Origin of the sequence: Vulcanococcus sp. CPBay_Sum15L08_68 (genome assembly GCF_017855895.1) — a bacterium.
Classification (GTDB): domain Bacteria; phylum Cyanobacteriota; class Cyanobacteriia; order PCC-6307; family Cyanobiaceae; genus Vulcanococcus.
This window is the reverse complement of sequence record NZ_JAFMFX010000110.1, coordinates 1-3,013: the sequence shown is the minus strand read 5'-3', so window position 1 is coordinate 3,013 and position 3,013 is coordinate 1. Positions and strand designations below refer to the sequence as shown.

Annotated in this window: 1 protein-coding gene and 1 pseudogene; one reads left to right on the top strand and one right to left on the bottom strand. The window is 64.1% G+C overall.

What is annotated here, in order from left to right; translation table 11 throughout:
• Positions 1-810 (top strand): annotated as a pseudogene (locus tag QZ189_RS10980) (excinuclease ABC subunit A); the annotation flags it as partial.
• Between the two features lies 1 nt (position 811).
• Here QZ189_RS10980 and QZ189_RS10975 read toward each other — a convergent pair.
• Positions 812-3,013, bottom strand: a 2,202-nt coding sequence (locus tag QZ189_RS10975; protein ID WP_296421772.1) for a DNA gyrase subunit A, incomplete at its 5' end; no start/stop codon positions are given.

Here is a 3,013-nt window from a genome sequence, read left to right as displayed (position 1 = left end):
ATCGACAAGGTGATCGTGATTGACCAATCACCGATTGGCCGCACGCCTCGCTCCAACCCGGCGACCTACACCGGAGCGTTTGATCCGATCCGTCAGGTCTTTGCCGCGACGGTCGAGGCCAAGGCTCGCGGCTACGCCGTCGGTCAGTTCAGCTTCAACGTCAAGGGCGGTCGCTGCGAAGCCTGCAGCGGCCAGGGCGTGAACGTCATTGAGATGAACTTCTTGCCTGACGTCTACGTCCAGTGCGACGTCTGCAAGGGTGCTCGCTACAACCGCGAGACGTTGCAGGTCAAATACAAGGGCCACACCATCGCCGATGTGCTCCAGATGACGGTGGAGCAGGCCTGTGAGGTCTTCTCAGCGATTCCTCAGGCGGCCGATCGGCTGCGCACCCTGGTGGATGTGGGCTTGGGTTACGTCAAACTCGGCCAACCCGCACCGACCCTCTCCGGTGGTGAGGCCCAGCGGGTGAAGTTGGCCACCGAACTCTCGAAACGGGCCACCGGCAAGACCCTTTATCTGATCGATGAGCCGACGACGGGTCTGAGCTTCTACGACGTCCACAAGTTGATGGATGTGATGCAGCGCTTGGTGGATAAGGGCAACTCGATCTTGGTGATCGAGCACAACCTGGATGTGATTCGCTGCTCCGACTGGATCATCGACCTCGGTCCCGAGGGTGGTGACAAGGGTGGAGAGATTGTGGTGACGGGGACCCCAGAAGAGGTCGCGGAGCATCCGAGCTCCCACACCGGGCGCTACCTCAAGCAGGTGTTGGAGCAGCACCCGCCCGAGCCGGTGGCGGCCTAGTTCAGCTCAGCAGGGGGACCAACTCCGCCAGGGCCTCCTTGCTGCCGAGCCCCAGTTGTTGCGTTCCATCAGGGCTGCCAGCGAGTTCCGCGGAGTCGATCCTCAAGCTGCGGCCGTCGCTGAGCAGAGCCCCGAGGACACGAGTATTGCTGCTTTGCAGGTCAACGACCTGATCGTCGCGCTGTCCAAACCGCATGCAGATTTGGCCGATGTCTCCGCGGTTGCACTCACGGATCTCAGCGGCGGCCAGCTGCTTGATCGAGCCATGTTTCGTGGCAAGCCAGACATCTCCCTCGTCATCGACTGCTGCAGCTCCGATCACCTCTTCCCCAGGCAGTAAGCGCAACAGCACTGGACCCTGGGCGTTCCTGCCCATCACCGGCAGGTTCTCTTCGTTGACTTCTAGGCGCAGCAGGCGACCGGTGCTGCTGCCCACCACCAGATCGTCCCCGTCCTGGCAAAGCACCACGCGCTTGAGGCTGACCCCTTCCTTGAGCTTGAGGATTGAGGTGGCCCGACCCGAGAGGTCTTGGAATTCAGCCAGAGGAAGACGCTTGAACCGGCCATCACTGCTCAGTAGGCCCACGCTCTTTCCTTCCGCTTCTTGCGGGAGCGGCAGCAGTTGCACCACCCGCTCTCCGCTCATCCCCTCGGGTAGGAATTTCTCGAGGGTCCCTGGGTTCTGCCCTGCAAACTCCCAGCGCAGCAAGGCCACACGACCTGCATCGGTGAAGGCCAACAGGGCAGGACGGCTGCTGATCGGCAGGATCAGGCGGGCGGGTGAGGGGTTGTCCCCTAGGGGCGCTGGCTCATCGAGGTGAAGCCGTCCCAGCAATTGCGGGCCAATCACCTTGACCTGCCCATCGGCCTGGATCACCAGGCGGCCATCGCTGGGCAGCCCTTCAAAGGCGCGCTGGCGCAGTAGTTCCGTGTTGGGCCGTTGGGCTGCGGTGCGCTGGGCGACCAGCTCATCGCCACCTTCCACCAGCCGCGTCCGGCGGGGGGTGGCAAAGCGCTTTTTCAGGGCCTTGAACTCCGCCACCATCGTGTCGAGCAGGGCCGGACGTTCATCCAGCAGGTGACGCAGGCGGGCCCGCTCCTGGCGCAGGTCGTCCGCCTCCTTGCGCAGGCTTTCCTGCTCGAGGCCCGTCAGCCGGCGCAGGGGCATGGCGAGGACCGCATCGGCCTGGCGCTCATTGATGTCGAGGTGGACCTGCAGGCTGGCCTTGGCGCTGGAGGCATCGGGTGCGGCGGTGATCATCTCGATCACCCGTTGCAGGGCATTGAGGGCGGTGATCAAACCCTCGACCACTTCCAAGCGATCTTCCGCACGCTTGAGGGCGTGCTTGGTCCGCCGAATGATCGTCAGCTCGCGGTAGTCCAGGAACTCCTGCAGGAGCTGGCGCAGGCTCAGTTGGATCGGCTTGCCGTGGACCAGGGCCAGCAGGATCGCGCCGTAGTTGCTCTGCAGCGCCGTGCGCCGCTGCAGATCGGCCAACACCTTCTCTGGGTTGGCGTCCCGGCGCAGCTCCACCACGACCCGCATGCCGTCGCGGTCGGACTCGTCGCGAATGTCCGCGATCCCGTTGATCTTGCCGTCGTTGACCTGCTCGGCCAGCTTCTCGATCCAGCCCGCTTTGCTGAGTTGATAGGGCAACTCGGTGATCACCACGGCTCCGCGCTTGTGGCGTCCTTTGCCCGGCTGAATCTCCTCGATGTGGGCGACGCCCCGCATTGGGATGCTGCCGCGGCCATAGAGATAGGTGTCGCGTAGGCCGCTGCCGGTCAAGACTTCGCCGCCGGTGGGGAAGTCGGGGCCCGGCACCAGCTCCAGCAGCTTCTCGTCGCTCAGCTCAGGCTTGCGCACCAGGGCAATCAAGGCATCCACCACCTCCCCCAGGTTGTGGGGAGGGATGTTGGTGGCCATGCCCACGGCGATGCCGGTGCAGCCGTTCAGCAGCAGGAAGGGCAGCTGGGCCGGGAGCACGGTTGGCTCCTGCTGGGAGCCATCAAAGTTGTTGGCGAAATCGACCGTGTCGCTGCCGATCTCATCGAGCATCGCCTCATTGGCGATGGGCGCCAGACGCGTCTCCGTGTAACGCATGGCGGCCGGTGGATCGTCGTCCACCGAGCCAAAGTTGCCATGGCCGTCGAGTAAGGGATTGCGGCTGGCGAAGGTCTGCACCAGCCGGACCAGGGCGTC